General features: G+C 61.2%; 18 protein-coding genes and 1 pseudogene. 6 read left to right on the top strand and 13 right to left on the bottom strand.

What is annotated here, in order from left to right; translation table 11 throughout:
• The first annotated feature begins 7 nt into the window (after window positions 1–7).
• Together AC1UK9_RS21980 and AC1UK9_RS21975 are read left to right on the top strand one after the other, a co-directional pair.
• On the top strand, window positions 8–4075 hold the full coding sequence (locus AC1UK9_RS21980; protein ID WP_482578491.1) for a Tc toxin subunit A-related protein: 4068 nt from the start codon (window positions 8–10) through the stop codon (window positions 4073–4075).
• Window positions 4068–8351: an Ig-like domain-containing protein gene (locus tag AC1UK9_RS21975; protein WP_482578490.1), complete on the top strand. Its 4284-nt coding sequence runs from the start codon at window positions 4068–4070 to the stop codon at window positions 8349–8351. Before AC1UK9_RS21980 ends, AC1UK9_RS21975 begins: the two co-directional genes overlap by 8 nt.
• A 28-nt stretch (window positions 8352–8379) precedes the next feature.
• Here AC1UK9_RS21975 and AC1UK9_RS21970 read toward each other — a convergent pair whose 3' ends face one another.
• From AC1UK9_RS21970 to AC1UK9_RS21945, 6 genes are read right to left on the bottom strand one after another with little or no spacing between them, the layout of a single operon-like run.
• Window positions 8380–9711 (bottom strand): DUF58 domain-containing protein, encoded by a 1332-nt coding sequence (locus AC1UK9_RS21970; protein WP_482578489.1) that lies wholly within the window; start codon window positions 9709–9711, stop codon window positions 8380–8382.
• Entirely contained in the window at window positions 9708–10709 is a 1002-nt protein-coding gene (locus tag AC1UK9_RS21965) for an AAA family ATPase (protein ID WP_482578488.1), read from the bottom strand. The genes AC1UK9_RS21970 and AC1UK9_RS21965 overlap by 4 nt, the downstream gene beginning before the upstream one ends.
• Entirely contained in the window at window positions 10706–11869 is a 1164-nt protein-coding gene (locus AC1UK9_RS21960; protein WP_482578487.1) for a DUF4350 domain-containing protein, read from the bottom strand. Before AC1UK9_RS21960 ends, AC1UK9_RS21965 begins: the two co-directional genes overlap by 4 nt.
• Window positions 11866–13413 (bottom strand): DUF4129 domain-containing protein, encoded by a 1548-nt coding sequence (locus tag AC1UK9_RS21955; protein WP_482578486.1) that lies wholly within the window; start codon window positions 13411–13413, stop codon window positions 11866–11868. The genes AC1UK9_RS21960 and AC1UK9_RS21955 overlap by 4 nt, the downstream gene beginning before the upstream one ends.
• On the bottom strand, window positions 13400–14377 hold the full coding sequence (locus tag AC1UK9_RS21950; protein WP_473013395.1) for a stage II sporulation protein M: 978 nt from the start codon (window positions 14375–14377) through the stop codon (window positions 13400–13402). Before AC1UK9_RS21950 ends, AC1UK9_RS21955 begins: the two co-directional genes overlap by 14 nt.
• A complete protein-coding gene (locus AC1UK9_RS21945) occupies window positions 14374–15099 on the bottom strand; it encodes an RDD family protein (protein ID WP_473013394.1) in 726 nt (241 codons plus the stop codon). Before AC1UK9_RS21945 ends, AC1UK9_RS21950 begins: the two co-directional genes overlap by 4 nt.
• A gap of 181 nt (window positions 15100–15280) precedes the next feature.
• On the opposite strand from AC1UK9_RS21945, the gene sbcB reads away from it, so the two are divergent.
• Window positions 15281–16711, top strand: coding sequence for an exodeoxyribonuclease I (sbcB, locus tag AC1UK9_RS21940; protein ID WP_473013393.1), 1431 nt, complete (start codon window positions 15281–15283; stop codon window positions 16709–16711).
• Window positions 16712–16814: 103 nt separating this feature from the next.
• Here sbcB and mvaT read toward each other — a convergent pair whose 3' ends face one another.
• Complete coding sequence (gene mvaT, locus AC1UK9_RS21935) at window positions 16815–17192, bottom strand: histone-like nucleoid-structuring protein MvaT (protein ID WP_003227581.1); 378 nt, start codon at window positions 17190–17192, stop codon at window positions 16815–16817.
• Window positions 17193–17531: 339 nt separating this feature from the next.
• On the opposite strand from mvaT, the gene purU reads away from it, so the two are divergent.
• Together purU and AC1UK9_RS21925 are read left to right on the top strand one after the other, a co-directional pair.
• Window positions 17532–18380: a formyltetrahydrofolate deformylase gene (gene purU, locus AC1UK9_RS21930; protein WP_025112763.1), complete on the top strand. Its 849-nt coding sequence runs from the start codon at window positions 17532–17534 to the stop codon at window positions 18378–18380.
• A gap of 88 nt (window positions 18381–18468) precedes the next feature.
• Window positions 18469–18645, top strand: a complete 177-nt coding sequence (locus tag AC1UK9_RS21925) for a hypothetical protein (RefSeq protein ID WP_177327369.1) — start codon at window positions 18469–18471, stop codon at window positions 18643–18645.
• On the opposite strand, the gene gpgF is transcribed toward AC1UK9_RS21925, so the two are convergent.
• The 5 genes and pseudogenes from gpgF to AC1UK9_RS21900 all read right to left on the bottom strand — a co-directional run.
• A complete protein-coding gene (gpgF, locus tag AC1UK9_RS21920) occupies window positions 18629–19627 on the bottom strand; it encodes a glucosaminyl phosphatidylglycerol flippase (RefSeq protein ID WP_482578485.1) in 999 nt (332 codons plus the stop codon). The genes AC1UK9_RS21925 and gpgF overlap by 17 nt on opposite strands.
• Complete coding sequence (gene gpgD / locus AC1UK9_RS21915) at window positions 19624–20400, bottom strand: N-acetylglucosaminyl phosphatidylglycerol deacetylase (RefSeq protein WP_482578484.1); 777 nt, start codon at window positions 20398–20400, stop codon at window positions 19624–19626. Before gpgD ends, gpgF begins: the two co-directional genes overlap by 4 nt.
• Window positions 20393–21514 carry an N-acetylglucosaminyl phosphatidylglycerol synthase gene (gene gpgS, locus AC1UK9_RS21910; protein WP_482580513.1) on the bottom strand — a complete coding sequence of 374 codons (1122 nt, stop codon included), beginning with the start codon at window positions 21512–21514 and terminating at the stop codon, window positions 20393–20395. The genes gpgD and gpgS overlap by 8 nt, the downstream gene beginning before the upstream one ends.
• 245 nt (window positions 21515–21759) lie before the next feature.
• Window positions 21760–22524, bottom strand: coding sequence for a methyl-accepting chemotaxis protein (locus tag AC1UK9_RS21905; RefSeq protein ID WP_473016025.1), 765 nt, complete (start codon window positions 22522–22524; stop codon window positions 21760–21762).
• Between the two features lie 141 nt (window positions 22525–22665).
• Window positions 22666–23505 (bottom strand): annotated as a pseudogene (locus AC1UK9_RS21900) (HAMP domain-containing protein); the annotation flags it as partial.
• 331 nt (window positions 23506–23836) lie between these two features.
• On the opposite strand from AC1UK9_RS21900, the gene AC1UK9_RS21895 reads away from it, so the two are divergent.
• Window positions 23837–25324, top strand: coding sequence for a helicase HerA-like domain-containing protein (locus tag AC1UK9_RS21895; protein WP_025112768.1), 1488 nt, complete (start codon window positions 23837–23839; stop codon window positions 25322–25324).
• Between the two features lie 125 nt (window positions 25325–25449).
• Here the strand turns inward: AC1UK9_RS21895 and AC1UK9_RS21890 are convergent, their stop codons facing one another.
• Complete coding sequence (locus tag AC1UK9_RS21890; RefSeq protein WP_482578483.1) at window positions 25450–25905, bottom strand: DUF721 domain-containing protein; 456 nt, start codon at window positions 25903–25905, stop codon at window positions 25450–25452.
• Between the last annotated feature and the right edge of the window lie 224 nt (window positions 25906–26129).

Below are 26129 nucleotides of genomic sequence, written 5' to 3'. Positions count from 1 at the left end.
GAAGACCATGACTCAACGCAATCTGGCTCAATTGTTGGAAAAACGCCGTACAGCGTTGGTCGAGTACTGCATCGGCCAGGTTTCCAGCGAGAAATATCCTTTCGTGAAAACGGCACAGGATCTATTCGAATTGCTGCGCATGGACCCGCTGGATAACTACCCGGTGCAAAGTTCATGGGTGGCCGAAGCGACCAGCTGCGCTCAGCAATTCATTCATGCGGCCTATCGCAAGCTTGAGCCTGGTTACGAGACGGTAGAGTTTGACCAGGCGGATTTGAAACTCTGGGAGCTCTACAGCAATTATCCTGACTGGGCGGCGATCTCGTTGATCGCGGTCTATCCGGAAAACTTCATCAATCCCTTTGTGCGACAACGCAAGACCCGGCTGTTCAAAGCGCTTGAGAATGACTTGAACCAGACGCGTCTGAGTGGCGATTCGGTGCAGCGCGCCTTGCAAGGGTACCTCAAGGTGTTTGAGCAGACCTGCAACCTGGATGTCATCAGCGCCTGTCTGGACGGCGATTCGGCAACGCGCGCGACTTACTATTTTGTCGGGCGTGAGCGAGTACAGCCGTTCCAGTATTTCTGGCGCAAGGCCGAGATTGAACTCACATCTGCCGGTAACCCGGTCAACCCGGCGGCGTGGGGCGAATGGCAGCCGGTGGATATTCCAGTAGGGAACAGGGTCCTGGACTTGCGGCCGCTGTTCTGGGCTGGACGTTTATGCCTGGTGTGGGCCGAATGGCGTGACCAGATGGGCAGCACGCAAGACGAGGCTTACTTGCCGCACCGGCTGGATATCAATCTGGCGTTCATGAGTCAGAACTCGGAATGGTCGGCACCGCTGAGCCTGTATAGCGCCGACCAGGGCAGCGACACCAGCGCCGGTGCCCGGCTGGTCGCGACGACGTTGGCTGATGCCATTCACCCCAAGGGCCGTTTGGGCGTATTGCTCACCAACGACAAGACTGACGCCGCTGGCCTGAATGTTCTGGCAACCCGTGATGTGCTCTTTCGTCCGATGGCCGAAGACGACGGCAGCTGGCTTGAGCATCTGGCCAAGCGTCGCTTCACCGATGCGTTGGTCGTACAACATCCGCTGACGCCGAAGAATCAGCCGACGGTTGCGATCAAGGGTGAAACCTCGGGAGCGCTGACGGCTTACTACGCCTTGCAGGCGGTGTTCTCGGAAGTGGAGGGGCAGGACTTTCTGTGGGTCAGGGGGCTGTGCCGGGCGAGGCGCGAGGTCATCACCCAGACCACGGAGTTTGAGCTGAAAATCAACAATGGCGCGGCAGACGACCCGGACCCTCTCAAGGAATCAAAACCCCTTGCCGGAGGCTGGGCCACCGGTTGGATGGAGCTCAAACGCACGAAAGGAGGCTTTGTCAGCCCGGTCGAAATTTCCTTGAGCAACGCTACTGAAGGCAGCAAGACCTTTACTGTATCGCTGACCGATATCACCCGTTTCGTGCCGCCCGCGCTGGAAAAAAACGCGCTGGATGCCGCGCAGTTCATCGGGTTTCGGCAGGCCGGAATGTTGCCCCGTGCGCGCCTGAACTCATTGTTCGGCCCGGAGCTGGTGCAGCGTAGCAATATTTCCGTGGATGCCGTACTGGACTGGGACACCCAGTTCCTGGCGGAGCCGCCGCCAGCCTCAGGCCCGATCACAGAGCCGAACGGGGCATTCGACGGCGCCAACGGCTTGTATTTCTGGGAACTGTTTTTTCATCTGCCGCATCTGGTGGCGGCCCGCCTGCGGGCCGAGGATCGCTATCTGGAAGCGCAGAACTGGTGGCATTACCTGTTCGATCCGCAGGCTACTGAAACCTTCGTCGAGCCGAAGAAACCTCGCTATTGGCGCTGCCGCCCGCTGGCGGATGTGGGGAATATGGGGCACGAAGCAAAGATGCCGACCGATCCGGATGCGATCGCCTACGCCGCACCACGGCACTACAAGATTCTGGTGTTCACCGAATACGTGAAAAATCTGGTCGCCTGGGGTGACTGGTATTACCGCCAGCTCACCCGGGATGCACTGGTGGCGGCAAAACTGTGTTACGTACAAGCCGAGTTTCTGATGGGCAAGCCGCCTGCTGCTCGGGCGGTGACCCGCTGGCAAACGCAGACGGTAGAAGACTTGTTGAAACAGAGCAAAACACGGCCGGCGCTCGAGCAGTTTGAGCAGGAACTGGTGTTTTCCCTGGCCGACATTCCACCGGCCGCAGAAACCTCGCCGTTGATGGGCATGCTGGCGAATGAACCGTTCAAAATTTCCGCCAATCAACAGTTGCTCGATCTGTTCGACTGGCCGGGGCAACGCCTGAACAACTTGCGCAATAACCTGACGCTGGACGGTAAACCGCTGAACGTTCCATTGTTCAGCCCGCCGACCGATCCCGATCAATTGTTGCGCGACCTGGCCGCTGGCGGAGTCGGTACCCCGAGGCCGATGGGCGGGCGTCTGGTGGTGAGTGCGTTTCGTTGGCGTATTACCTACGAGGCTGCGTTGCGGGCGGTGCAGACTCTGCAGGAGTACGGCAGCCAAGTATTGCGCCTGATTGAACAGCGTGACCGGGCCGAGCAGGAAGAGTTGCAACAGGAGCATCTCAAGGAGCTGGGCCTTTACGCTCGTACCGTTCAAGAACAGTCGATTGCCCAACTGCAAGCGAATGTCACTGCGTTGAGCCAGAGTCGCGCCGTGGCTCAGCAACGGGCCGACCGGTTCAAGGCCTGGTACGACGAGAACGTGAGCGATGCCGAATATCAGGTCATGGAAAAGCTGCAGACAGCCAAATGGATGAATGTGGGAACGCACGCGATCAAGACGGGGGGGGCGGTGGTGGCCTCGCTACCGAACATTTTCGGTTTGGCCAACGGTGGGCATCGTGTGGACAAAATAGCCGATGCCGTGGTCTTCGGCATGGAAATCGGTGCGATGGTTTTGCAGATCGACGCGGATAAACAAGCCCTCACCGAAAGCTACCGTTTGCGTCGCCGAGAGTGGGAGTTGCAACGTGATCAGGCGTTGGCCGAAGTCGGCGCGATCGAGGAACAGATCACCGCGCAAACGTTCGCGCTCCAGGCTGCCAGAACCAGCCTTGAGCAAACCCTGCGCGCCAACAGTCAGGCGTTGGCACTCTATAACTACCTGAAAAAACGTGCCTCCGGCGCCGAGTTGTTCGGCTGGCTGCTGGGGCAACTCAAAGCCTTGCACTATCAGGCTTACGACGCAGTGGTCAGCCTGTGCCTCAGTGCCCGGGCGTCGTTGAGCGCAGAAACCGGTGATTACGAAAGCGCTGATTCGTTACCGCAGGTATGGCTGGACAACCGTCACGGGCTGACGGCGGGTGAACATCTGCGCGAATACCTGCTGCGCATGGATCGCCTGTACCTGCAAAGCCATGAACGTCGCCTGGAACGGATCAAGACCATTTCACTGCGACGCCTGTTCGATGACAAGGTTGATCCGCAGACGGGGTTCTCCGACTGGAGCCGGGCACTGGCAGACCTGATCGACAAGGGCACGCTGGAGTTCCAGCTGACGCAGTTGTCGTTCGATCGCGATCATCCGGGGGAATACTGTCGGCTGATCAATCTGGTGGAAGTCGATCTGCCGGCGCTGGTTGGCCCTTATCAGGATGTACAGGCGACGCTGCATCAGATCGGCAGCATGACCGCCACCCAGGCCACGGCACGGTCGGTCGAGTACCTGCATCAGCCGGCGGGCAAGGTGGCGCCTGCCGAGGTGCTGTTCAATCTGCGCAGTGGCCAGCAGATCGGTTTATCGGTTGGGATCGCCGACACCGGCATGAACGCCAGCAAACTGGATGAAGGCTTGCTCAACCCGTTCGAGAACACCGGGGCGGTATCGCGTTGGCAGTTGCACTTTCCCTGGCCCAAGAGTGAGCGGCAAACATCAATGCTCCAGTCGCTTACCGACGTCATCGTGCGCATCCGTTACACGGCCAAGGCCGGTGAGCCGACCTTCACCCTTGCCGTCAAAGACCTGGTCACCCGGTCAATGACTGCCCATCAGTCACGCGCTGTCAAAGGAGCCGGTAATCATGTTTGATCCAGTCGTTCAGGCCAATGACAGTCTGGTACTCAATGGCGATTTCAGCCAAGGCATAAGTGACTGGACGCGGGGGGCCAACCCGCGCGAGGTCACAGTCGTCGGCGAGGAGTATGACGGTATACAGGTCAGGCTGCTTTCTGCGGGAAACCTTGGCTCTGCCTGGCAGCAGGTCACTGTACCTGTAGAGCCGGGTGCCAGCGCCAGGTATGTGCTGAGCTTTCTCCATGAAACGCGGCATACCGACGCGGGCCGCATGCTCATCACGGCTGAAGATGGAACCCTGTTGAGCGAAATCCTGTTGCCGCCGGGCAGCCCTCGCGACCTTGCAGAGGACCAGGCACGGATCGCCAGCGGACAGCCGCTGGTATTCAAGCCGATTCAGTACGACGCTCCGTTCGATCTGCCGCTGCAGCGCCTGGACAAGATCCGCGTCACGGTGGTCGCTCCGGCCAATGCTGATCCCGAGGACTATCACCTGAAGGTCCTGATCACGCGCATTCATCTGGCGCTGCACCTTGAGCCAGTGGTGCTGCAGACGCTGAAGCTGGACGAGGAGCAATTGCCGGCCGGCGGCCCGCTCTACCTGTGCCTTGGCGCGGACGGTGGATTTCAGCATCGGCTTGAATGTGTTCCCGAACGCGACAGTCCCTGGCTCTATACCAAGGCTGCGTTGATCAGCGACGACAACCCGCTAGGCGCCGTTACCGCGACGCCTGACTGGGGCGTCGATCAACCACTGGATTCACCGTGGCTCCTGCAGTGCCCATTGATCGGTGATCAGGATCCGTATCTGTTCACGGTCAAACTGCTGAACCAGTACACCGCTGCGCCTTATCCGGTGCAGGTCTCGCTGGGCCATCACCGGCTGGTGTTTCGCGAGAAGCAGCAGGCTGCGTATTACCCGGTGCTGGAGTTGGCGCAATCAGTGCGGCTGGGCGTGCGAGTGGCCTCTTGGTACACCGGTCAGTTTCTGGCCGGGCGCACGGTGACCTGGGCGGTCGACGGGCAGGGGCTTTTGAGCACGACACCCACCGATCCTGAGGGGTGGGCGTATTTCGATTATCTGCCCACGGCGGCAGGCGATTTCAGCGTCGTCGCCTCGGTAACAAGTCCCTACTATGCCAGCGGGGTCGAGACTGCAACGCTGGATGTTCGGGTGCTCGCGACCGATCCCTGGAAGGACGTTCTGGCGGTGGTCGAGGGTAACGCCTTGCCCTGGGCGCAAAAGACCGGATACCCCAATCGTGGTTCGACCTATCAGGTGAGTGTTCGAGTGCCCGAGGTGTTGCGCGGCACTGAGTTGGCCATGCGCTGGGAAGGCGATTCTGCGGCACAGTTGGGCGTGCAGGTACGCCCGGAGCTGGAAGCGCCGGTACCCGCCGGCGTAGTGGATTCGACCTGGGAGTTGATCTGCCGGGACGAGCTCGATGGTCGCTTCCGGTTGCAATTGTCATGTTCGAAGCTACTGCTGCCCTCAGACAGGAAACCGATGTCATTGGCACGCAATCTGGTGCGCATCGGCGATGTTCAGGAGGCCAACAAGTTTCCGGTGGTGGATGAACGCGAAAGCGTCCTGCTGCGCGTGCAAGTGGTGCACGTGGTCACCAGTGGTGACGGCGATCCGGTCAACAACGCGTTGGTCGACTGGCTGACGCCCGAAGGCACGATCCCGACCCAATCGGGCAGCGGTGGCTGGGCCAGCGTGCTTTACCAGCCTTCTCGTGGTGGCGACCTGGTGGTGACTGCCCGCGTCAAGGCGCACGCTGATGCGGTGCCAATGGAGCGGCCGTTTGCGGTCAAGGCACTGCCGAGCAGTCCCTGGAAGAATCAGATCAGGATCTTGTTCGATAACACTGAAGTGGATCTGATCGAACTGGGGCTGCTGTGTTGGCGGGGGGATTCGCACACCTTGCGCATTGAAGCGACGCCAGGCAGTCCGTTGCTCGATCAGCTGGTAACGCTGCAATGGCGTGGTGAACCGCCAGAAATCGGGCTGACCGTCGCAGGTATTGGCGTGCCCATGAAGCTGGAATCGAAGGGGCTGGAATGGACGTTCAGTTCACAGGTCGCATCGAGTGCCAGCAGCCTGTTCAGTCTGGTGTTGAGCAGCCCGGTGCTGGCGTCACCCCGAGAGTTGTTCGGTCGGCTGATCGCTACGCAGCTGTTTGATGAGTTGACGGTGATGCTGGATCAGGTGACCGCGACACTCGCCAGCCAGAGATTGTTTCCATGCATTGGTGCCAGACACAACGTGCGCTATTTGCCCAATGCGTTGAGTCCGTTGGTGGGGTTGCAGGGAACGTTGATGTGGCTGGGAACACCAGCCGACGACCTGGATGCAAGCGTTGAGCCGCCGCTCGATATTTCCCAGACACTCAGCGACGGTGGCGTTGGATGGGGGCTGGACTTCACTGCGAGCAAGGTCTCCGGCAGCTTTACGCTCGGGCTTTTCTTGCCTGCATTGAATCTGTCCATGACCGCCAATCCGATGCAGCTCGCTCACAATAAATTGCGAATGGACGACTGGCGCGAGCCTGCGGTTGATGCCGTCATCGGCAAGGATAAGGGCTGGAGCTGGGTCAGGGTGGTTTCGGCATTTACCGGCCAGGCGGTGGCGCAGGTGGCGGTGCAGTGGAAGACGGCGGCCGGTCTCGAAACAGTTGCCAGCGATGACCTAGGCTGGTCGGGCTTTGGCTTGACGCCGAGCACCGCCGGTCAGCAAGAGGTGGTAGCCAATGTACGCAGCCCGTTCGACGGCTACGAAGAGCAGCGCGCCTTGTCTTTTATCGCTCTCGCCCGTGACCCTTGGGAGGGGGTGCGGGTGCGCTTCGATGGGCACGACGAACAGCCGTGGGGCAGTCAAACTTTCTTCCCGCGGCGCCGAGGCACACATGTCCTCGAAGTGCTGTTCGAGGACGACAGTCCATTGTTCGAGCAAAATCTGGCCTTGGGATTGACCGGTAGCGGTCCTGCGGAGCTGGGTCTGCGCTTCGAACCCGCGCTCGGCGCTGTGCGCCGGCCCTCGGCCCTCGGCCTGCGGTATTCCTTGCGCTGTGATGATGTGAAGGACGGCGGTTTCGCGCTACGCCTGGGCGCCGAGCGATTGGCGCGCCTGTCACCGGCTAACGCGATGTCGTTGGGCGTGGGCGCGCAAGTGTTGAAAGTCCTCGCCAGTGGCAGCGTTCAGCAGGTGCTGGAATACGAGCAGGAGCTCGTCGAGCAGGTGACCGTGGTGTCATCCATCACAGGTAAAGGCATCGCGGGAATTGCAGTGACCTGGCACAACGAGGATCTGGGCACGGTGACCAGCCTGACCGACTTTTATGGGGTGGCCCGTGTGCGGTTCAAACCGCAGACGCCAGGTGCGGCGGTAGTGGCGGCCACGTTAGAGGGTGCGGCGTATCTGGAGTCGATTGAGTTGCCGTATACACTTGAGGAACCGCGGGAAATCAGTGAACTGTACAAGCCTGAAGGATCTCGATTGCCTCCAGACGAGGAACGGACGCAAGCCCTTGCCAAGGTGGTTTCTGCACGTACCGGATTACCGTTGGTGGGGGTCCAGGTGTGGTGGGATTTTGCGGGCAGTGCCTTGCCGCCATCGGTCACGGATGAGGAGGGGATTGCTCGGTTAACCTTTGCCTCTTCCGCTGCTGGGGATGGCATCTTGTCAGCCACGGTCCGGGGGGGGATGGCTGGTTGGGATGTGGCGCAGTTGGTGTATGGCGGGCTGGTGCCGGTGATCGAGTCACTGACCAGTACCAATACGTACATCAATCTCGGAGAGGAGGTAACAGCGCTGCTTCGGGTTGTGTCGCACACTGATGGCCTTCCGCTTGAAGGTATCAAGGTTCAATTGGAATACCCTGGGTTGGCATTACCTTCAACGGTCACTTCGCAAGATGGCAGGTCCCGAATTGACTTCCGGCCTGCTGAATTAGGTAGGTACAGCCTGAGGGCGAGCGTGGGGCTGGGGGGCAGCAAACAACTGGAGTTTGAGGTATTTGATCCCGCTACCCGGCCGCAGTTGGTCGAGATTGGCAAACTTCACGGCTCGTCGATTATAGGTAAAGAAGCTCACATCAGGGTTCGCGTTACCAATAGCTCCTTTGAGCCAATTGTGGGGGAGGAGGTGATCTGGCGCTTCCCCAATATCGACATCGTGCCGACTCGTACAAATCCCGATGGTTATTCAGAGGTCAGGTTTGTCTTGCCTTCACGGGGAACAATTGAGGCCAATGTGAGAGGGGGATCGAGCCTGGGGTTGCCTTTATGAGCTGATCACAAGTGAGCTCGAATTCGAATCAGAATGTGCCGGAACGTTTCCATTTCAAATAGGAGCTCACCAACTCCGACTCCAGTTCCCTGGGGCGCGCATCCAGCACTGTCATTCCATGCACATTCAACCGCTCATGCAATTCAGCCCGGGCGTTGAGGTAGTCGACCGTGCCGCAATAGGCCAGTGCTTCAGGCAGGGTTTGCACCGGGGTCTGACGCAACTGGTCGAGCGTTGCTTCGCGCAGACTGACCACCAGCACTTGATGCTGACGGTTCAGGTGTTGGACTGCGTTGGTCAGTTCGCCTTGCTCTTCATCGCGCAGATTGGTCACCAGGATAACCAGCGCTCGGCGTTTCTGACGGGTCAGTAGCTGCTGCGCAGCTGTCTGGTAGTCAGCCGGACGTTGGCTGCTCGCCAGATCGTAGACGGCGTTAAGCAAAACGTTGAGTTGCCCGGCGCCTTTTGACGGCGCTAGATATCGCGGTTGATCGCCGGCAAAGGTGCTCAATCCCACCGCATCACCCTGACGCAGCGCGACGTAACTCAGCAGCAGACAGGCATTCAGCGCATGGTCGAAATGCGACAGCTCGCCATCCTGGCTGCGCATTTGCCGGCCGCAATCGAGCATGAAGATGATTTGCTGGTCGCGCTCGTCTTCGTATTCCCGGGCGATCGGCGTGCGCTGCCGGGCAGTCGCCTTCCAGTCGATCTGGCGCAAGCTGTCGCCTTCGCGAAATTCGCGCAGTTGATGAAATTCCAGGCCTTGCCCGCGACGCTGGCGCTGGCGCACACCGAGCTGGCTGAGCCAGTTGTCCACCGCCAGCAACTGCCCGCCGTAGAGCTTGGCGAAGTCCGGGTAGACGCGAATCTCGTCGCTCACCTCGAGCAGGCGTTTGCCTGACCACAGACCCAGCGGGCTGGGCAGGTTGATTTCGCAATGCCCGAAGGTGAAGTGACCGCGATTGAGCGGGCGCAGGCGATAACCGACCTCGCTGAACTGGCCGGGTTGCAGCTCGACCGTCAGCGGCAGGTTTTCGAAATTCAGCCCCGGTGGCACATGATCGAATATCTCCAGCGTTACCGGCTCATTGAAGTCGTGACTGACCTGCAGCCGAACTTCGCTCCAGCGGCCGAGTGCGAGGCTGCCGGGCATCTGCCGTCGTACGAGGGGCGAGGGCAGGCGCTGCAGGCGGATGGCGTCGAGCAGCGCCAGCACCAGCAGGGCCAGCAGCAACCCCCAACTGATCGCCGACAGGCTGGCAGGGGTCGGGATGTCGAGTGCCTGCACGGTGCCCAGCAGCGTGCCGATGGCCAGCAGCACTGCCAGCCAGATCAACAGCAGGCGTGACGGTTTCACAGGCGCGGCGCCGGTACTTGGTCGAGCAGTTGCTGCAGCACTTGATCGACCTGCAGACCTTCGATGTCCAGTTCGGGCGCCACCCGTACCCGATGGCGCAGCACCGAGAGCGCGCAGCCCTTGATGTCATCGGGGATCACGAACTCGCCGCCGCGCAGCAATGCACGGGCGCGGGCACAACGCACCAGCGCGATGGACGCTCGCGGCCCGGCGCCGAGGGCTAGGCCGGGCCAGGAGCGGGTGCTGCGCGCCAGCCTCACGGCGTAATCGAGCACCTGATCGTCCAGTGGCAGATCACTGGCAATGCGTTGCAGAGCCTGCACATCCTTGGCTTGCAGAACCGTGCGCAGCGGCTGCACGTCGAGCATGTCGGCGCGGGTCGAGCGGCTGACCTGACGCACCATGCTCAATTCCTGCTCGGCATCCGGGTAGTCCATGCGCACCTTGAGCATGAAGCGATCAAGCTCGGCTTCCGGCAGTGGGTAGGTGCCTTCCTGTTCGATCGGGTTTTGCGTGGCGAGCACCATGAACGGCTGGGCGATGGGCAGCGCCCGCCCTTCGAGGGTGACCTGACGCTCCTGCATGGCTTCGAGCAACGCCGCCTGGGTTTTCGCCGGTGCACGGTTGATCTCGTCGGCCAGTAGCAGGTTGGTGAACAGCGGCCCCTTGCGCAGTTTGAACTGCTCGGTGTGCAGGTCGTACACCGCGTGGCCGGTGACGTCGCTGGGCATCAGGTCCGGGGTGAACTGGATGCGCGCGAACTCACCGCCGAAGCACCGCGCCAGCGCCCGCACCAGCAAGGTTTTGCCCAGCCCGGGGACGCCTTCGAGCAGCACATGGCCGCCGGCAATCAGCGCCGTCAGAACGTCGTCGATCACCGCGTTCTGGCCGATCAGGGCCTTCTGCAATTCACCGCGCACCGCTTGCGCCAGCTGGCTGGCGCGCTGGCGTTGCTGGGCGGCGTGGCTGGCGCTGCCGGGCTCGATGTGTTCAGTCATAGCGTGTTCCTCAAGGTTTGCAGGTGGGCCACCTGGCGGCTGAAATCAGCGCTGCTCATGCGCTGTTTCGACACCGGGCTCAGGGCCTGGCTGATGGCGCGGGTCGGCTGGCGGGTCAGGCGCGACAGCACCAGCCATTGTTCGGCCACGTTCAACTGGTCGAAGCCTGGATGGCGGCGTCGGGCGCGGCGCAGCACGTCCTGTTGCAGTGCTTGCAACAGCGTGTGCTGGCCGTTGTGGCGCAGGATGAAATCGGCGCTGGCACGCAGGTGCTCCTGCAACTGCCGACGGCCACGCGGGGCGGGCGCGAGCAGTGGCCCGTGGCGCACAGCGACGTGCCACAAACCCAGGGCGATCAGTCCCAGCAGGGCAACGATGGCTTGCGGGAAATAGCGCCAGAGCAGGGTCGGCAGGCCGTCGTGGGCGGTGTTGAAAATCAGCGTGACGTCGGTGTCGGCGCTCAGGTACCAGAGCAGCCAGGCATTGTCGTGTTGGCTGATGGCCGAGGTCTTCCACAGCTCGGCATCGGTGACCACGGTGATCGAGCCGAGGCCGTAGGCCAGTTGCATCATGTGCGTGGCCTTGGCGCTGTTGGCCCAGGCTTGCGCGAGATTCTTCGGGTCTTCCAGATGAAACGCGGTGTCGAAACCGGCGTAGGCCGGGGCGTCCTCGTCTTCCAGGTAGAGTTTGGTCAGGTTCGGGTACGGATCATCGGCCAGCTCCGCCGGTGGTTCCTTGAGGTTCTTGCTCAGTGACTGGTGCAGTTGCACCCGGTCCAGCAACAGGTCATCGCTTTGTCTGGCCTGCTCATCCCACAGCGCTTCGGCGACGAACACCAGGCGTCCGCCGGCGCGGGCCCAGTTCAGCACCTGATCGACCTGGCGCGGGGTCATCCGTGAGCGCTCACCAAACAACAGCAGGGTGTGCCGGCGCGGGTCGATGTCGGGCAGCACCGCCAGCGTTTCAGCATGGCCGACGTTGAGGCCGCGCTCGCGCAGGAACATTTCCGCCGCCAGATACGGGTTTGCCTGGGCCTGGGGCGAAGGGCCGTGATCGATCACTTCCTGATAAGGCCTGGCCTTGAGGTACAGATAGACACTCAACGCCGCGAGCAGGGCGACGATCAGTCCGCCGATCAGCCACGCGTTGCGCCGGTTCAACTGCGCACTCCATGGCCGAACAGGGCGCGCCAGCCATCACACAGTTCCTGTTGCAGATGCGCCGCCGGCACGCGATGCCCGTAGGCCATGTTCTGCCAGTGCAGCGTCAGGGTACGGCTGAACGTCAGCAGTTCAGGACGCTGCAATTGTTCGACCCGCTGCAGCACCTGATGCTCGGTATCGGCGGGTTTCAACGTCAGGTCAAAGTCGTGCAGCAGGCGGCTGAGCAAGCCGCGATAGAGCAGCCCCAACGCGGCGCGTGGCTGGTCTTGCCAGAGTTGTTCGGCGCTGGCGGCGATGTCATCGGGCAGGGATTGCGGGTTCAGGTCCAGGCCGAATGCCTGCTGCGGCGCGGGTGGCTTGCTGCGTGCGGGCAGCTTCGTCCGGCGACTGACGAAGGTGCGCAGAAACTCGCGATAGCGCCAGATCAGCCAGCCGACAGCAGCGATCAACGCCGCCCACAGCAACACCTCAATCAAGGTGGCCAATGCATTGAAGCGTTGACCGTCGAGCCAGCCGAGCAGCGTTTTCAACCAGGGTGGCGCCTCACCGGGCGTGACCTCGGCCGGGGTGGCCGGGTCGTCGCCGAAGCGATAACGGGTCACGGTTTCCTTGTTCTTGAACGGTGGTTGTTCAAGCAACGCCTTGATGCTGTCGTGTGAAGCCTGACTGGTCAGTGGTTGGTGCAGCAGGCGTGGCGCCTGCGGGGCGCTGGCGGGATCGGTTGCGGCCCATACGGGTGGCACCGCCGGCAGCAAAAGGCAGACGGCCAGCAGCCAACCCAGAACGCTGCTGTTCAGACGCTGGCGCAAACGGCGGAACACCAGCTCGATGTCCCAGGCTTCGAGTGTGGTGCGCCGATTCAGATACAGGCTGAAACCGCAGGCGACATACACCGGTTCCCAGATCACCAGCACCAGCGCGTAAAAGGCATTGGTCAGGTGCTCCAGCCAGCGCCAGTGGTGATCGGCATCGAGGATCAAGGACTGCCAGTCCCAGTCGGTTTCGATCTGCTGTGGCAGCAGCATGTAGAACAGCACCATCAGGCCGATCCACAGTGCGGTTTCCAGATGCACGCCGATGATCGTCAGCCATTGCGCGGCGCCGGCATTGCGTTGCAGCAGCACCTGCAGGCGTTGCTGGCGGGCCGTGCCGTCCAGGCCTTCGAGCTGCAGCACCGGCAGCAGAAAGCTGCGGCTCAGGCTCAGACGACGCCAGGTCAGGCTGGCCAGCAGTTGCGGCTTGAGCAGCCGAGGAAATTCGCGCAAGGCCTGTTTCAGAGTCGGTGTTTCGCCGAACAGGGCCTTGGACAGGATGTACAGCGGCAGGCGTTCGCAGGCCGGTTTCAGCCACCAGAAAATGAACACGGCGAGTGACGGCGAATCCCACAGCAACAACGTGAGCAAGGCGAACAGCGGCAGGGTGACGATAGCCCAACTGGTCATCAGCAGGCGCCGATGCTGCTGAGTCATGAGTACGCCCAGGTCCATGGCTTCCCACGTGCTGCGCGGGCGGATCGCTACGCTGGCATCACTCAGGCGCATGGCGGGTCCTTCCGGCAAACAGCAGGTAGACCGCCACCGCAATCCATAAAGATGCACCGACCGCGTACTTGGTCCGCGGGGCGATCCCGGTCTTCGATGACCAGTACGCTTCAATGAACGCCGCGATCAGCAGGAACAGCATGACCCCGCAAACCAGCAGGACGCTTTTGCGCGCGGCGTGTTGCAGTGCTTCGCCGCGCGTCAGGCGGCCGGGAGCGATCAGTGCCCAGCCCAGTTTCAACCCTGCAGCTCCCGCCAGGGCAATGGCCGTCAGTTCGAAAGCACCGTGGCCGATCACGAACGACCAGAACGTCTGGCCAAAACCGATCTCGGTCAGATGCCCGGCCACCGCGCCGATGATCAGCCCGTTGTAGAGCAGGAAAAACGCACTGCCCAGGCCCAGCAGCAAGCCACTGGCGAAAGTCTGGAAGGCGATCCCGATGTTGTGCATCACGTAGTACCCGAACATCACCCAGTCTTCACTGGCAGCGCGTTCGGCCGAGCGTCCGAGGTGGCCGGCCACCGGGTCGTACATGCTCTGCATCTCGCGCACCTGTTCGGCGGGAATCAGGTTGTAGACCAGCTCGGGATAGCCATACACCAGCAGCGCAAAACCGATCAGGCTGCCGAAAAACAACAGGCCGGCGGCCAGCACGAACGGCCATTCGGCGCGCACCAGCCGGGGGAAATCAGCGAGGATGAACCCCAGCAGGTTGGCGCCGAATCGACTGCGGTGCCGATACAACTGCTGGTGGCCGCGCAGCACCTGTTGCTGCAGCGAGTCGATCAGAAAGCTGCTGTAGCCGCGTTCCTGGGCCAACGCCAGATGCTGGCACAGACGTCGATAAGCCTTGGGAAAGCTCGCCGCCTGCGAGGTGTCCTTGCCGTGTTCGAGGCGTTCGAGGGCCAGCGTGAAGCGCTCCCATTCGGCCTTGTGGCGGGCTTCAAAAAGACTCTGCTTCATGTCGGCCCCAACAGGCCGCGGGCGATGCCGTTGAGTTCGCTGACCGCTTTGGGTGCCGAGAGGTGCAGCGGCTGGGCCAGCAGGGCGGCGAGTTCATTGACCCGCGCCGGCGACAGTTCGGCCTGGCGTTCGGCGAAGGCAAGCAGCGCGCGTTGCTCGCTGAGATTGAGCGGTACGGGCGAGCTGCGCGGTTGGGCGTCAGGTAGTTGCGGACGGAGCAGGGGACGCTCGCTGTAGACCACCAGGGTGCCGGCGGCGATGTCGCCCAGGCGCTTGAAGGTCGGGTGGTGCAGGCAACTGATGGCACCGAGGAAATAGCCGAACGGCAGCAGGTCGACAAATCGCAACAGGTTGCGCAGCAGTGAGGCCGACCAGCCGATCGGTGTGCCGTTATCGTGAATCACCCGCAGGCCCATCCATTGTTTGCCCGGCGAGCGGCCCTGACGCAGCACTTCGAACAGCACCATGTACCACCAGCTGATGACAAACAGCAGCAGCGACCCGAGGCCCATGCCGAGCTGGCCGAGAAATGCCAGTGCCACGAACAGCACACCGATGAGCGCGCCGCGAATGCCCAGGTCGATGCCAAAGGCGAGGGTACGTACCATCAGACCGGCCGGGCGCAACGGCAGGTCGATGCCCTCCGGGGTTTCCACTTGATAGCGGGTATCGAGTGGCGGGTTCAGCGGTGCTTTCCGTGGCGCTGCTGTGTTCTCGAGCATGGGCTACCTGATGGGGCCTGATCGGGATGCGAAGTCTGCCCGATGCTAGCAGCCTCTTGGGGGGAAACGACATAACTATGTATTGCACATCGTGTGATGCGCGATGGTTGGATGACAGAGCGCTGGCCGCGATGGCGGTTCAACGCCTAGACTTCGCCGATCTTCAGTTCAGGAACCGCCCGTGACTTCAATCTTCTGGTACGACTACGAAACCACCGGCATCAATCCCCGCAGCGACCGCCCGCTGCAGGTCGCGGGGATTCGCACCGACCACGACCTCAATGAAATCGACGAGCCGGTCAATCTCTACTGCCAGCCCAGCGAAGACATCTTGCCGCATCCCGCAGCGTGCGCGATCACCGGCATCACCCCGAGCCGTCTCGCCGAGCAGGGCCTGAGCGAAGCCGACTTCATGACCCGGGTGCACACGCAACTGGCGGCGCCCGGCACTTGCGGCGCGGGTTACAACACCTTGCGTTTCGACGACGAGATGACCCGCTACAGTTTGTACCGCAACTTTTTCGACCCGTACGCACGCGAGTGGCAAGGCGGCAACAGTCGCTGGGATCTGATCGATGTGGTGCGCGCCGCTTATGCGCTGCGCCCGGATGGTCTGGTCTGGCCGACCGATGATGAAGGCAAGGTCACCCTCAAGCTCGAACGCCTGACGGCCGCCAACCATATCGACCATGGGCATGCCCACGAAGCACTGTCGGACGTGCGCGCCACTATCGCTCTGGCGCGGTTGATCCGTGAGAAACAGCCGAAGTTGTATGACTGGCTGTTTCAACTGCGCAGCAAGCAGAAGGTCATGGACCAGATTCGCCTGTTGCAGCCGATGGTGCACATCTCCGGGCGCTTTTCGGCGGCTCGCCACTATGTCGGTGTGGTGCTGCCATTGGCCTGGCATCCGCGCAATCGCAATGCCCTGATCGTCTGTGACCTGCACCTTGATCCGCAAGGCTTGCTGGATCTGGACGCCGAGACCCTGCGCCAGCGCCTTTACACCCGTCGTGACGAGTTGGCCGAGGGCGAACTGCCGGTGCCACTCAAACTGATCCACATCAATCGTTGCCCGGTGGTGGCACCGTTGTCGGTGTTGCGCGCCGACGATCAGCAGCGCCTGGGCCTGGACATGGCGCTCTATCAGGCGCGCGCGCTGCGGCTAAGTGACGCACAACAAGTTTGGAAAGATAAAGTTGCGGCGATTTACGCCAGCGAAGACTTCACCCCGAGTGAAGACCCGGAACAGCAGTTGTACGATGGATTTATCGGTGATCGCGATCGGCGTCTATGCGAGCAAGTGAGGACGGCAGATCCGGCGCAATTAGCGCAAGAGCACTGGCCGTTCGATGATGAACGTTTGCCTGAATTACTCTTTCGATATCGCGCACGCAACTTTCCCGATACGTTGAATTCTGCAGAGCAAGAGCGCTGGAGAATATTCTGCCAGCAGCGTTTGTCCGACCCGCAAATGGGCGCACCTAATACCCTGAGCTCTTTTGCCGACGCCGCGCAGCAATGGGCGCTTAGTGCTACGCCGATACAGGGTCAAGTGCTCAATGAGTGGCAGAATTATGTCGAGGCATTGCGCAAACGTTTGAATCTTTGAAATCGAACATAGTGTGCCCATGAAAGGCCGCGCATAAAAAAACGCCAGCATATGCTGGCGTTTTTCATGGGCCGCCGAATCAATCGGCGACCGGCGTGGCGGCTTAGCCCAGCAGGGTAGCCCAGCCTTCAACCACGTCACCGCCCCACTTGGCTTTCCACTCTTTCAGAGTCTTGTGGTTGCCACCTTTGGTTTCGATGACTTCGCCGTTGTGCGGGTTTTTGTATTGTTTAACTTTGCGTGCGCGCTTGGTGCCAGTAGTTTTTACTGCGGCGCCACGGGTGCCCTTGGTTTTCGATTCTGGATCCAGCAGGGCGATGATGTCGCGCAGGGATTTGGAGTATTCGCCCATCAGGGTGCGCAGTTTGCCTTCGAATTCCAGCTCGGCTTGCAATTTGTCGTCTTGCGACAGGTTCTTCAAACGGGCTTGCAGCTCTTTGATTGCTTCTTCAGTGGCACGATATTCGTTGATCAAGGACATGGTAACTACCTTATGCGGATGTGTTGAATGGCAGGGGACAGTGCCGCAATAATAGTCAGGCTGTTTCATCAAGTAAACATTTAACCGGTTTTTTTATTTGAATTAGTTGCGTGAAATAACCGGTAAATTGAATGCGCATTTAAATAAATGTGATGCAGTCATCACGAATATTCACAATTATCTGTGCGGGCAGTGCCACCGAGCGTCGTGACCTTGGTGCGCGTGACGCCGAGAAGCGCTGAATCCCGCCTTCCAGGAGGGATATGGTCATCAATACTGCAGTTTGCGCGCGCAGTCGCTAGAATGGCCGCCTTTGCGAAGTTCTGGAGTTTTCCCCCCATGCGCACCTTTCGGTTGGTGATTTCCTGCCCTGACCGCGTTGGCATCGTTGCCAAAGTCAGTAACTTTCTGGCATCCCACAACGGCTGGATCACCGAAGCGAGCCACCATTCGGACAATCAGAATGGCTGGTTCTTCATGCGTCACGAAATTCGTGCCGATTCGCTGCCGTTCGGTATTGAAGTGCTGCGCGAGAAGTTTGCGCCGATCGCCGAAGAGTTCTCGATGGACTGGCGCATCACCGACACCGAGCAGAAAAAACGCGTGGTGTTGATGGCCAGCCGCGAATCGCACTGCCTGGCTGACCTGCTGCACCGCTGGCACAGTGATGAGCTCGACTGCGAAATCTCCTGCGTGATTTCCAACCACAATGACCTGCGCAGCATGGTCGAGTGGCACGGCATTCCTTATTACCATGTCCCGGTCAATCCGCAGGACAAGGAACCGGCATTCGCCGAAGTGTCGCGTCTGGTCAAACAGCACGACGCCGAAGTGGTGGTGCTGGCGCGCTACATGCAGATCCTGCCGCCGTCGCTGTGCCGCGAATACGCGCACAAGGTGATCAACATTCACCACAGCTTCCTGCCGTCGTTCGTTGGCGCCAAGCCGTACCATCAGGCGTCGCTGCGCGGCGTGAAGCTGATCGGCGCGACCTGCCACTACGTCACCGAAGAGCTGGACGCCGGTCCGATCATCGAGCAGGACGTGGTGCGTGTCAGCCACAGCGACAGCATTGAAGACATGGTGCGTTTCGGCCGTGACGTCGAGAAGATGGTGTTGGCCCGTGGCCTGCGTTATCACCTCGAAGATCGCGTGCTGGTGCACGGCAACAAGACCGTGGTGTTCTGATCGAACCCACGCATGCTTGAATAATGAAGGGCCTGGGCGTTCAATCGTCCCAGGCCCTTTTTTTGTTTCAACCCTTGAGGAACTGCCCGTGAGCGATCCACTGGACAAAGCCACTTCGCAAGCGCCTGCCACTGTGGGCGAGGGCTGCCTGAGCCGCTATGACCCGGATGACCTGAGCCCGGAAGACGGCACCGAGTTTCCCGGCGCGGCAGAACTGTGGGAACAGCTCAGGGAGGAACCGGATGAGCCTAAGAAACCTGCCTGATCTTCAGCAGCTTTTTGAGCAGCGGCCGTCCCAGCATCAATAGAAATACCGGGCCGCCCACCAGCAGATAGAAGTAGAACGTCACCACCCGCCAGATCAGGATCGCCGCTGCAGCGGTGGATTTGCCGACCATCGGCGCCAGCAGCGCCGCCGACGTCAGCTCTGCAGCGCCCGCGCCACCGGGCAACAGGCTCATCTGACCGGCGCCCAGCGAGAGCATCTGCACCAGGAAACTCCAGGCCCATTGCAGCTCCGCGCCCAGCCCGCGCAAGGCCAGGTACAACACGCTGTAACGCAGCAGCCAGTGCATGCAGGTCAGGGCGAACACCTTGACCAGGGTCTGCCAGGGCAGCTTGAGTGTGTCGATAAACGCATCGAGAAAGTGCAACAGCTTGCGCGCCCAGCGCCTGCGCGTCGCGGGCTGCACGTTCAGGCGGGCGAGCAGGCGCCCGCTCAGGCGGATCAGGCGACGGTGGTAGCGCGCCAGCAGCACACAACTGAACAATCCGCTGAACAGCGACACGGCGCTGACTGTCAGCAACCATTCCAGGCGGTCGCTGAGGTGCTGAAACAATGCATAAATCAGAATGCCGCTCAAAGCGCAGAGGAAGAACAGCAGGTCACTCAACTGATCCATGGCAAACACCGCGCTGCCCCGGGCCGGTCGCACGCCGCAGCGGGCCAGCAACGCCATGATCGTCAGTGGCCCGCCACTGCCACCGGGAGTGGCGCAGTAGGCAAACTCCGCCGCCATGACCACGCCGAGGCTTTTCAGCGGTGTTACCCGCTCGCGTTGATCGCCCAGTAAAAGACGCAGGCGCAGGGTGTTGATGCCCCAGCAGAGCAGGATCATGCCGAACATGATCAGCAGCCATTGCAGCGGAAAGTTCTGCAGCCGCGCGCCGATCTCACCGCCGCCGAGCAGCACCGGAATCAGCACGGCGGCGAGCAGGCCGATCAACAGCACAATGCCGCGATTCATGCCGCGCGCCCCATGCACTCGCGTTGATGGGTGAGCCAGTCGATTTTGCTCATGGGCTTGCGTCCTTCCGCCAGCAGTCGTTCAAGTGTGTGCAGCCAATAGTCGCGCGCGAACCGGTGGCGCATGTCCACCGGGTGCAAGCCTAGACGAATCACCGCGGCGCCGCGCCAGTGCTGTTCACGCTGCTCGCAGACGAGTTTCGACACGCCCCGGCGCCAGGCACTGCGTGCGCTCCAGACCAGGCCCGGAGCGTCGATGGGGGTGAAATCAGGCAATTGAAAAAGATGGTGCGGGTCGCTGGTGTAGCGCAATGGCAACTCGCGAAGGGCCAGGCGCGTCCCCTCGCTCATCAGCCAGGCCGGGGCGACAAAACCGTGCAACGGCCAGTTATTGCGCTGGAACAGCTCGATGCCGGCGCGCAGACGAGCCAGCGCGGCGTCGCGCGACAAACGATAAAACTCGCCTTCATGGGTGTAGATCCGGCGCATGAACCAGTCGCGGGGCGTGGTTGGCGTTGGCTCGCGGTCATCATGGTAGTAGCCGTGCAAGGCCAGTTCATCGCCACGGGCAAGCCGCTCGCCAAGCATTCGGCAAAACGCTGGATGATCCTCAAGTGCGTCGTGTCCATGGAAGTCCGGAACCACAAGCCAGGTCATCGGTACGCCGCCGATCGCGTCGACGGCTTCGACAAACGGCCGATAATCCGCCCACGTCGACGGCGCTACGTCGTGCAGCACCAGCAGCACGGCGTGGCAGTTGGTGGAATCAGCCATTGGCCACCCGTGGCAATGATTGGCCAAGGACCGCGTGGTAATGACCGAGCAGGCTGTCGACCACGCTGTCCCAGGCGTAATGCCGTTCGACATGTTGCCGCGCCTGCTGGCCGAGTTTCATGCAACCGCGACTGAACAGTTCGCGCACGGCGTTGGCCATGGCTTGCGGGTTATTCGGCAGACACAGCACGCCGCAGTCCTCGTGAATGATTTCCTTGAATGCCCCGGCGGCCACCGCAACAACCGGAGTGCCGCACGCCATGGCTTCAAGGATCACCAGGCCAAAGGTTTCCTGATCACCGGCATGCAGCAGGGCATCGGCACTGGCCATCAAGCGGGCGACGGTGGGCGCGGGGCAGAACGAATCGATGACGCTGACATTGTCCGGAACCACCGCTGGCATCGACGAGCCAACCAGCAGCAGGTGATAGCGCGGGCCGAGACGTTGCAGGCACTTGAGCAGGACGGGCAGGTTTTTCTCTTTGGAACCGCGCCCGGCAAAGATCAGCAGACGCGTGTCCTCGGCAAGGCCCAGTTCGGCGCGCAGGCCGCTGTCGCGGGCGTCAGGGTGGAAAGTTTGCAGGTCCACCCCCAGCGGCTGCACGAACACGTTGCGCACCCCAAGGCCCGTGAGCTTGTCGGCCATTACCTGGCTGGGCGCCAGCACCCGGTCGAAGTTGCCGTAGAGTTTGGTGACGTACGCCTCGACATTCGGCGTGAGCCAATGGCCCATGCGGTTGCCGACCAGCAACGGCAGGTCCGAGTGGTAAAAGCCGATCACCGGCACATCCAGTTGGCGCCGTGCGTCCAGCGCCGCCCACGCGGTGAGATACGGGTCGCCGACTTCAATCAGATCCGGCTGCAAATCCTGCAGAACGTTGCGCCACGGCGCGAGGCGCAGCGGGAAGCGATAGCCTTTGCCGAAGGGCAGGGCAGGCGCGGGCACCGTGTAGACACCGTCGTGTTCACCCAAATGCGCGCCGGGAATCAGCAGGCTGTGGCGAATTCCGGGTTTGACGCTCAAGCGGCGGTGCTTGGCGTCCAGATAGGTGCGTACGCCGCCGCTGGCCGGGGCGTAAAACATGGTGATGTCGGCGATGTGCACGGTGATCAACCCTCCGCTGCGTTGCACTCCCTTGGTTGACCTTTATCCAGAATAGATGTTCGGTCGGGAATACGCGGTGCAGCTGAAGTGCCCCTCACCCTGACCCTCTCCCGGAGGAGAGGGGACTGACCGAAGTGTTTTGGCTTGATACGTTGACCTGAGTCGAGCTCAGGCTTGAAAAGCTTGAAGATCGGCTCCCTTCCCCCTCGCCCCCCTGGGGGAGAGGGTTGGGGTGAGGGGGAAGGCTTTTGATCTTAGATGCGGAAACTGCCTACCAGCTGCTTCAGACGCGCAGCCTGTTGCTCCAGATCCGAACAGGCGCGCAACGTTGCCTGCAGGTTTTCCACGCCTTCCTGGTTCAGTGTGTTGATTTCGGTGATGTCGACGTTGATCGACTCGACCACCGCGGTCTGTTCCTCGGTCGCGGTCGCCACCGACTGGTTCATCCCGTCGATCTCACCGATGCGCAGGGTCACGCTGTTGAGGCGCTCGCCGGCGAGGTTGGCGATTTCCACGCTGTCCTGGCTGTGGCGCTGGCTGTCGCTCATGGTGCTCACCGACTCCCGGGCGCCGACTTGCAGCTCCTCGATCATGGTCTGTACCTGCTGCGCCGATTCCTGGGTGCGATGCGCCAGGTTGCGCACTTCGTCCGCCACCACCGCAAAACCACGGCCAGCCTCACCGGCACGCGCCGCTTCGATGGCGGCGTTGAGGGCCAGCAGGTTGGTTTGCTGGGAGATGCTGGTGATCACTTCCAGGATCTGCCCGATGTTCACGGTCTTGCTGTTCAGCGACTCGATGTTGCTGCTGGAAGCGCTGAGCATGCTCGACAGTTGATTCATCGCCTTGATGCTGCGATCCACCACTTGCTGGCCGTCTTCGGCGAGGCCACGGGCGTCGCTGGCCTGGTTCGAGGCTTGCGCGGCATTGCGCGCGATTTCCTGAGCGGCGGCGCCCAGCTGATTGATCGCGGCGGCGACGCTGCTGGTGCGCGAGGCTTGCTGATCGGAGTTGTACATCGACGAGTTGGACGCCGCGACCACGCGCAGGGCGACCTCGTTGACTTGCCCGGTGGCGGAAGACACTTCGCGGATCGAACCGTGAATGCGCTCCACGAAACGGTTGAATGCGGTACCCAGCACACCAAATTCATCGTTATTGACGATGGTCAGGCGTTTGGTCAGGTCGCCTTCGCCGTCGGCGATGTCTTCCATGGCGCGGGTCATGACGTGCAGCGGCTGGATCAGCAGGCGAATCAGCATGCCCAGCAGCGCAATGATGATGACCACCGCGATCACGGTGGCGATCACTGCCGAGGTGCGGAACTCGCTGAGCATCGAGAAAGCTTTGTCCTTGTCCACCGACAGACCGATGTACCAGTTCACCGATGGCAGGCCCTTGATCGGCGTGAAGCTGACGATGCGGGTCTTGCCGTCGACAGTGATTTCACTGAAATCGCTGCTGATGCGCGGGGTGTCCTGCGGGTAGGCCTCTTTCAGCGACTTCATCACCAGCGCCTTGTCCGGGTGCACCAGGATCTTGCCGTCGGCGCTGACCAGGAACGCGTAACCCATGCCGGAAAAGTCCCGGGCGGTGAGGGTATCGACCAGGGTTTGCAGACTCAGGTCGCCGCCGACCACGCCAACGCTCTGGCCGGCCTTTTTCGAAGCAGTGGCGATGGAGATGATCAACTGGCCGGTGGCGGCATCGATGTACGGTTCGGTCAGCGTCGAGGCGCTGCTGCTCTCGGCGCCTTTGTACCAAGGGCGAACCCGAGGGTCGAAACCGTCCGGCATCTTCACGTCCGGACGGATGGTGAAGTGGCCGGTGGCATCGCCCAGGTAAGTGGCCATGAACGTCGAGGTCAGGGATTTCTGTTCCAGCAGGCTGGCGACGTTGGCCGGTTCCGGATTGATGGCGATGTTCTGGGCGGCGTTCTCCACCAGCAGAATGCGCCCGTTGAGCCAGGTCTGAATGTTGTCGGCAGTGACTTCGCCCATCTCGTTGAGATAGTTGTTCAGGTCATCGCGGATCGCGTTGCGTTGCAGCCAGTCGTTGTACAGCGTGAACGAGGCGAAGGCGGCGATGACGATGAGGGCGGCGGCAAGCAAAATTTTATGGCTGAAGCGCAGATTTTTGTTCATGGCTTGGGGTTCCGCTAAGGTCTTAATGTCCTGGGCGTGCTTTTATAAAGACGCGCAATATGGGCAAGGGTGAAAACCAACTGATATTTCCGTCTCTCCTTAGGGAAATGTCCGACTCGACCTTTCGGTCGGGTACTCGCCTTGTTTATCGGCCATCGCGAATTAAAGATTAACCATAGGTGACAAAATGCCTGACACATCGCAACTCGTTATCGGTGCCGATCTGGCGGGGCAACCGATTGCTCAGGCCATGCGCCTGGCGAACCGGCACGGGCTGATCGCCGGCGCGACCGGAACCGGCAAGACAGTGACCTTGCAGCGCCTCGCCGAGGCGTTCAGTGACGCCGGGGTGGCAGTGTTCGCCGCTGACATCAAGGGTGACCTGTGCGGCCTCGGCGCTGCTGGCAATCCGCAGGGCAAGGTCGCCGAGCGCATCGCCGGGATGCCCTGGCTCGACTACAAACCGCAGGCTTATCCGGTGACGCTGTGGGACATTCACGGTGAGTCCGGTCATCCGTTGCGCACCACCTTGAGTGAAATGGGCCCGCTGCTGATCGGCAGCCTGCTGGAACTGACCGACAGTCAGCAGTCAGCGTTGTACGCGGCCTTTAAAGTGGCGGACCGCGAAGGCCTGCTGTTGCTGGACCTGAAAGACCTCAAGGCGTTGCTCAATCACCTCAAGGACAACCCGCAACTGCTCGGCGAAGACGCTGCATTGATGACCACCGGCTCCAGCCAGGCGCTGTTGCGACGGCTTGCGACCCTGGAACAGCAGGGCGCTGAAGCTTTGTTCGGCGAACCGGCGCTGCAACTGCAAGACATTCTGCAGCCGGCAGCTGACGGTCGTGGGCGCATTCATTTGCTTGATGCCAGTCGTCTGGTACACGAGGCGCCGAAGGTCTACGCGACGTTCCTGCTGTGGCTGTTGGCCGAATTGTTCGAGCAGTTGCCGGAGCGGGGCGATGCCGACAAGCCGCTGCTGGCGCTGTTTTTCGATGAGGCGCATTTGCTGTTCGGCGATACGCCCAAGGCGTTGCAGGACCGGCTGGAACAAGTGGTGCGGCTGATTCGCTCGAAAGGCGTCGGCGTGTATTTCGTCACCCAATCGCCGGGTGACCTGCCGGATAACGTGCTGGCGCAGCTTGGCCTGCGGGTCCAGCACGGCTTGCGCGCGTTTACCGCCAAGGAACAGAAATCCCTGCGGGCGGTGGCCGATGGCTTCCGGCCGAATCCGGCGTTCGACACGTTGTCGGTATTGACGGAACTGGGCATCGGCGAAGCGCTGGTCGGTACGTTGCAGGAAAAAGGCACACCGGAGATGGTCCAGCGCGTGCTGGTGGCGCCGCCGCAATCGCGGATCGGGCCATTGAGCGAAACCGAGCGCACGCTGCTGATCGCCGGCTCGCCGTTCAAGGGGCGTTATGACAAGCCGATCGATCGCGAGTCGGCGTATGAAATCCTGATGGGCCGTAAAGGCTTGGCGCCGGAGGCTGAAGCCCCCGTGGGCAAGCCGGCCGCCGAGGAGCCGAGCCTGGCCGACAGGGCAGGGGAATTCCTCGGCACCGCCGCCGGCCAAGCGCTGAAATCGGCCATGCGCCAGGCTGCCAATAATCTCGGCAAGCAATTGGTGCGCGGTTTGATGGGGTCGTTACTCGGTGGCAGCAAGCGCCGCTGATCCCTGCTTGCAGCAGATCCAATTGTGGGAGCGGGCTTGCTCGCGAAGAGGCCGTGTCAGACGCCATCTTGGTTGAATGACACACCGTTTTCGCGAGAAAGCCCGCTCCCACACTCAGAAAGCTGTCAGGTCTTGTCTTTGGCGTGCGCCGCCAGGCGCTCAAGCGCTGCACGCAAACCCGGATCGCTGATCCCTTCGGCCGTCGACTGAATGGTCGCTGCCGCATCACTCGACAGGTCCATCGTGTGCCCGGCAGCCCCGTGCTGCACGATCGGTGGTCGTACCGTGAATTTGATCCGCGTCAGGCTGGCGAACTCTTCGAACAGTTGCAGTTGCCGTTGCAGGCGTTTTTGCTGGTAGCGCAGGCGCGTGGCCCAATGGCCGTCAGTCACAACCAGTGACAGTTCGCCTTCACGCCACTTTGCCACATGGCAGTGCGCGCGAGCGGCAGGTTGCAGTTGGCTTTCGAGCAGGCGTTGCAGATGACCCAGGCGTTGGGCATGGCCGAGGATGGCTTTTAGCGGCCTGGCTTCGCGAAGCAGAGCGGCGGGAGCTCTGGCTGTAAGCGGGCGAAATGCCATGATCGAACACCTGAAGTAACAGAATCGCCATGGTAGCAGAAAGGCCGAAATCACTCGCCCATTGCTTTTGCCCCCGCTTTACCCATTAAATCAACGACTAACTTCTTCCTTGTATGACTTGAAGTTGAGCAAAACGCCCCTATTTTAAGTGAGCCCCGTCAAAGCGCAGTGCCAGCATCGTGGAATATCGCCACTTTCCTCACTTCCGTTTCCGGGTAGAATGC

The organism is Pseudomonas sp. AK-TSAG1-1, from assembly GCF_056821665.1.
Note: the sequence above shows the minus strand (reverse complement) of the source record. Positions and strands in the feature narration are given on the sequence as shown.

Bases quoted from the DNA above. Each gene is read 5' to 3' on its own strand.
- AC1UK9_RS21980 (WP_482578491.1), top strand. From the start codon at position 8: ATGACTCAACGCAATCTGGCTCAATTGTTGGAAAAACGCCGTACAGCG.
- AC1UK9_RS21975 (WP_482578490.1), top strand. From the start codon at position 4,068: ATGTTTGATCCAGTCGTTCAGGCCAATGACAGTCTGGTACTCAATGGC.
- AC1UK9_RS21965 (WP_482578488.1), bottom strand. From the start codon at position 10,709: ATGACTGAACACATCGAGCCCGGCAGCGCCAGCCACGCCGCCCAGCAA.
- AC1UK9_RS21955 (WP_482578486.1), bottom strand. From the start codon at position 13,413: ATGCGCCTGAGTGATGCCAGCGTAGCGATCCGCCCGCGCAGCACGTGG.
- AC1UK9_RS21950 (WP_473013395.1), bottom strand. From the start codon at position 14,377: ATGAAGCAGAGTCTTTTTGAAGCCCGCCACAAGGCCGAATGGGAGCGC.
- AC1UK9_RS21945 (WP_473013394.1), bottom strand. From the start codon at position 15,099: ATGCTCGAGAACACAGCAGCGCCACGGAAAGCACCGCTGAACCCGCCA.
- mvaT (WP_003227581.1), bottom strand. From the start codon at position 17,192: ATGTCCTTGATCAACGAATATCGTGCCACTGAAGAAGCAATCAAAGAG.
- purU (WP_025112763.1), top strand. From the start codon at position 17,532: ATGCGCACCTTTCGGTTGGTGATTTCCTGCCCTGACCGCGTTGGCATC.
- gpgF (WP_482578485.1), bottom strand. From the start codon at position 19,627: ATGAATCGCGGCATTGTGCTGTTGATCGGCCTGCTCGCCGCCGTGCTG.
- gpgD (WP_482578484.1), bottom strand. From the start codon at position 20,400: ATGGCTGATTCCACCAACTGCCACGCCGTGCTGCTGGTGCTGCACGAC.
- AC1UK9_RS21905 (WP_473016025.1), bottom strand. From the start codon at position 22,524: ATGTACAACTCCGATCAGCAAGCCTCGCGCACCAGCAGCGTCGCCGCC.
- AC1UK9_RS21895 (WP_025112768.1), top strand. From the start codon at position 23,837: ATGCCTGACACATCGCAACTCGTTATCGGTGCCGATCTGGCGGGGCAA.
- AC1UK9_RS21890 (WP_482578483.1), bottom strand. From the start codon at position 25,905: ATGGCATTTCGCCCGCTTACAGCCAGAGCTCCCGCCGCTCTGCTTCGC.